Origin of the sequence: Clostridium brassicae, assembly GCF_026738875.1 — a bacterium.
Taxonomy (GTDB): Bacteria; Bacillota; Clostridia; order Clostridiales; family Clostridiaceae; genus Clostridium_H; species Clostridium_H brassicae.
In genome coordinates, this window is the sequence record NZ_JAPQFJ010000048.1 from 1 (window position 1) to 5,347 (window position 5,347).

General features: G+C 31.6%; 4 protein-coding genes. All 4 read left to right on the forward strand.

Translation table 11 applies throughout. The features are described 5' to 3' along the window. Nucleotides 1-505 (forward strand): acetyl-CoA hydrolase/transferase family protein (locus OW729_RS19175; RefSeq protein WP_326498390.1); only part of this gene is annotated, 505 nt, incomplete at its 5' end. A gap of 164 nt (nt 506-669) precedes the next feature. Then, nucleotides 670-2,055: an aspartate-alanine antiporter-like transporter gene (locus tag OW729_RS19180; RefSeq protein WP_326498391.1), complete on the forward strand. Its 1,386-nt coding sequence runs from the start codon at nt 670-672 to the stop codon at nt 2,053-2,055. A 176-nt stretch (nt 2,056-2,231) separates the two neighbouring features. Beyond that, nucleotides 2,232-3,737 carry an acetyl-CoA hydrolase/transferase family protein gene (locus OW729_RS19185; protein WP_268063138.1) on the forward strand — a complete coding sequence of 502 codons (1,506 nt, stop codon included), beginning with the start codon at nt 2,232-2,234 and terminating at the stop codon, nt 3,735-3,737. Between the two features lie 103 nt (nt 3,738-3,840). Beyond that, nucleotides 3,841-5,211, forward strand: a complete 1,371-nt coding sequence (locus tag OW729_RS19190) for an aldehyde dehydrogenase family protein (protein ID WP_268063139.1) — start codon at nt 3,841-3,843, stop codon at nt 5,209-5,211. The last annotated feature ends 136 nt before the right edge of the window (nt 5,212-5,347 follow it).

Here is a 5,347-nt window from a genome sequence, read left to right on the forward strand (position 1 = left end):
AGTAACATTCCTTATGGGAACTAAAAGACTATATAATTTTGTAAATAACAATCCTATGGTAGAAATGTATCCTGTTGATTATGTAAATGATCCAGTAGTAGTATCTAAGAATGATAATTTAATATCAGTTAATTCATGTGTTCAAGTTGACTTAATGGGTCAAGTATGTTCAGAAAGTGTAGGAAACAAACAAATTAGCGGAGTTGGCGGACAAGTGGACTTTGTAAGAGGAGCCACTATGGGAAAAGGCGGCAAGTCTATAATAGCTATGCCTTCAACAGCTGGAAAAGGTAAGGTTTCTAAGATAGTTGCTAATTTAGATGAAGGAGCAGTTGTAACAACTTCAAGAAATGATGTTGATTATATTGTTACAGAATATGGAATTGCTCAGCTAAAAGGAAAAACATTAAGAGAAAGAGCAAGAGCTTTAATAAATATAGCTCATCCAAATTTTAGACCAATATTAATAGAAGAATTTGAAAAGAGATTTAATGATAAGTTTTAAAAACATAATTTTTATTTACACAAAAATGTTAAAATATTAACAAAAGTTATTGAGAAATAAGCGTTAGAAAGTACTTATATACACTTATATTAAATTATATTAAAATTTTGACAGAATAAATGGTTTAAACAAAAACTTATTAAAAATAAAGGAGAAGTGAATTTATGATAAAATTTGATTTTGCTTCCTGGATTATGAATCCATTTACGCTGATGTTTGTTACAGTTTTTACAGGACTGATTTTTGGTAGAATAAAATTTGGAAGATTTAGTTTTGGAGATTCAGGTAGCCTTTTTACAGGGCTTGTAGTAGGATGGGGAGTATATGCTTATGGTAATAAAATAATTACATCAGGAAAAGCTACACCTGGATTTAAAGCGGCACAGGATATGATGAAGTCTGGTATTGTTGATAAAGGTTATTTTGAACTCTTTTTAATACTATTTGTTGCAGCAGTTGGGCTTTTAGCAGCAAAAGATATGGGAATTGTTTTGAAGAAATATGGAGCTAAATTTGTAATTTTAGGCTTTTTAGTTACTTTTGCTGGAGCAGCAGCAACTTATGGAATGACTTTATTTAGTAAGAACTCAAGTCCTTATGAAGTATCAGGAGTTTATACAGGAGCATTAACAAGTTCACCAGGACTTGCAGCAGCAATAGAAACTGCGAGAGGACATGCTACTGGAAAAACTGTGGATTTCAAGACAATGACTGATGGAGAAAAAGATAAATTTTTAAAAATATTAGATCCTTCAGGTAAAATGAACAAAGAAAACACTAAAGAGATTACACCTGAGCTCAAGGCGAAATTTATTTCTAATGCAGAGGCAGGTGTTGGAGTAGGACACGCCATAGGATATCCTTTTGGAGTTTTAATAGTTATACTTGCAGTTAATTTCTTCCCTGTAATATTTAGAATAAATGTAGAAGATGAAAAGAAAAAGTTTACTGAAGAAATGAGTAAAGCTAGAGCAGAAGCAGGACCAAGAAAAGAAATAAAAGAAACAAGTTTTGATCTTATAGCTTTTTCTTTAGTATGCTTACTTGGATATCTTATAGGGGGAATAAAAATATGGATGGGACCTTTAGGCGACTTTAGTCTAGGATCTACAGGTGGAGTTTTAATAGCTGGATTAATTTTTGGGCATATAGGAAAAATAGGATTTATAAATTTCAGAATGGATAATAAGATACTAGGTGTTGTAAGATATATAGCTTTATCTTTCTTCCTTGCAGTAGTTGGATTAAAGTATGGTTATAAAGTATTTGAAGCATTACTTGGATCAGGTGCTTACTTAGGATTAGTATCACTTGTAGTTGGAATTGTTGGAATGTCAATAGGATATCTTGTAGGAAGATATGTATTTAAAATTAACTGGGTTATGTTATCTGGAGCTATATGTGGAGGTATGACAGCTACACCAGGGCTTGGAGCAGCTATAAGTGCAGTTGGTAGTGATGATCCAGCAGCTGGATATGGTGCAACTTATCCATTTGCACTATTAGGAATGGTTATTTTTACAATTATACTTCATAAATTACCAATGTAGTAAAATATTTTACAAAATTCATTGTTTTATTACAGAGATCCGTGTTAAAATATTAACAACAAATCATAAGGCTTATTAAAAATAATTGAAAGTTTATTAAATAAATTTTGCACAATTTTATATTTGACAAACTATAATTTATAGTTTGTCAAATATAAGGAATAGGAGTGGGGAAAATGCTTAATGAAAGAATAAGAAATAGTGAGTTGTTAGAAAAAGTAATGACCGCTGAAGAAGCAATTAATTTTATACAAGATGGGATGGTTATAGGAACAAGTGGATTTACGCCATCTGGATATCCTAAAGTTGTGCCACTTACTCTTGCTGATAAGGTAAAAAAAACAGGGGAAAAAATGAGATTGACTCTATATTCAGGAGCATCACTAGGACCAGAAGTTGATGGAGCATGGGCAGAAGCTGGAATTATTGCAAAAAGACTCCCTTATCAAACAAATGCTTCATTAAGAAATGAAATTAATGCAGGAAATGTAGAATATATAGATATGCATTTAAGTCACTCGACTCAATATTTAAATTATGGCGTTTTACCTAAAGTTGATGTAGCGATTGTAGAAGCTTTAGCTATAACAGAAGAAGGACATATAATTCCTACAACAGCAATAGGAAATGCTCCTGCTTTTATAAAAAGTGCAGATAAAGTTATTGTTGAAATAAATACATCAAAGCCTATGAAATTAGAAGGTATGGCAGATATATATACTACTGAAAAACCACCGTATAGAAAGCCTATTCCAATAACTCATCCAAAAGATAGAATAGGTACACCATACATAGAGTGTGGACTTGGCAAGATAATTGCTATAGTAAAAACTGATATGAAAGATAAAGCTAGACCATTGACACCTACGGATGAAGTTTCTAAAATGATTTCAGATAATATATTAAAGTTCTTTAGAAAAGAAGTTAAAGAAGGAAGACTTCCTAAAAATTTACTTCCACTTCAATCAGGTGTAGGAAGTGTAGCTAACGCAGTTCTTTATGGTTTATGTGATTCAGAATTCGAAGGTTTAACATGCTATACAGAAGTTGTACAAGATTCTATGTTAGAATTGTTAAGACGTGGTAAAGCAGATTTAATATCAACTACATCAATAAGTGCTTCACCAGAAGGATTTGAAAAATTCTTAGAAGAAATTGATTTCTTCAAAGATAAAATAATATTAAGACCACAAGAGATTAGTAACAATCCAGAAATTGCTAGAAGACTTGGAATCATTGCAATGAATACTGCTTTAGAAGTAGATATATATGGTAATGTAAATTCTACTCATGTAATGGGTTCAAAAATGATGAATGGTATAGGTGGATCAGGAGATTTTGCTAGAAATGGATATATTACAATATTCACAACAGCATCTACTGCTAAGAATGGAGATATATCTTCAATAGTTCCTATGGTTTCTCATGTTGATCATACTGAGCATGATGTTATGGTTATAGTAACTGAACAAGGAGTTGCAGATTTAAGAGGATTAAGTCCAAAGGAAAGAGCACTAGCTATAATTAATAATTGTGTTCATCCAGATTATAGACCTATGCTTTTAGATTATTACAATAGATCAATAGAAAGTGGAGCTAAACATACTCCACATATTTTAGACGAAGCTCTTTCATGGCATTCTAGATTCCAAAAAAATGGAACAATGAAATTAAAAAAATAATAATTATTAAACAAGTAAAAACTAAAAAAAGATTTGATAACATAAAAGTATTTAATTTAAATACTTAAAAATATAAAAACAAAAACTTGGGAGGAATTTTAAAATGGATAACAAAGAATTTATTCAAGAACTTATGAAAAAAGCTAGAAAGGCTCAAGAAGAATTAGCAACATATACTCAAGCAGAACTTGATGCTATAGTTAAAGTAATAGCAAAAACTGTTTATGATAATGCAGAAAAATTAGCTAAAATGGCTGTTGAAGAAACAGGAATGGGAGTTTATGAAGATAAAGTTGGTAAGAATAAAGGAAAGTCTAAAACTATCTACAATAATATAAAAAATAAGAAAACAGTTGGAATAATAGATAGAGATGAAGCAAAAGGTCTTGTTATGGTTGCTAAACCAGTAGGAGTTGTAGGAGCAGTTACTCCAACTACAAACCCAATTGTTACTCCAATGTGTAACTCAATGTTTGCAATAAAAGGTGGAAATGCTATAATAGTAGCTCCACACCCAAGATCACAAGGATGTAGTGCACATACAGTAGATTTAATAATGGAAGCGTTAAAAGATCAAGGAGTAAAATGTCCTGAAAATGCTATTCAAGTTATAAGAGAATCTTCAATAGATAAAACTGATGAACTTATGAAAGCAGTAGATGTAGTTGTTGCTACAGGTGGTATGGGAGTTGTTAAAGCTGCTTATTCAAGTGGAAAACCTTCTTATGGAGTTGGAGCTGGTAACGTACAAGTTATAGTTGACAGAGATGTTGATTTTGCTGATGCTACAGCTAAAATAATAGCTGGAAGAAAATTTGACAATGGTATAATCTGTTCAGGAGAACAAACTATAATAGCTCCTGCTGATAAATATGATGAAGTTATAGCAGCTGCTGTAGCAAATGGTGGTTACTATATTGAAGATGAAGCAACAGTTGATAAGTTCAGAAAAGTAATTTTTGTAAATGGACATATTAACAAAGATGTTGTTGGCCAATCAGTACAAAAAGTTGCAGAACTTGCAGGAGTAGAAGTTCCACAAGAAACAAAAGTTATATTATTAAAAGCTAGTGGAATTGGTGTAGAAGATGATCTTTGCAAAGAAAAAATGTGCCCAGTGATGGCTACTTTCAAATATGAAACATTTGAAGAAGCTGTTAAAATAGCTCAAACTAACTTAGATGTAGAAGGAAAAGGTCACTCAGCTGCTATTCACTCAAACAACCAAGAACACATTGACTACGCAGGAATTAACTTAACAGTAAGTAGATTAGTTGTAAATGCTCCATCATCAACAACTGCAGGTGGATCATTAACTAATGGATTTGCTCCAACTACAACTTTAGGATGTGGAACTTGGGGTAATAATGTAATTTCAGAGAACTTCGATTACAAACACTTAATAAACGTATCAAGAATAGGTATGGTTATTAAAGATGCTAAAGTTCCAACTGATGAAGAAATCTGGGCTTAATTAAAGCTGAAAATTAATAATTTAAATATAAGCCGCTTTTAAAAGCGGCTTATAAGTGTAAATAAGAATAATTTAATTATATATAAATAACGGAGGCCTTAGGAATGAGATTATTAAAAATACAACCAGAGCTTCA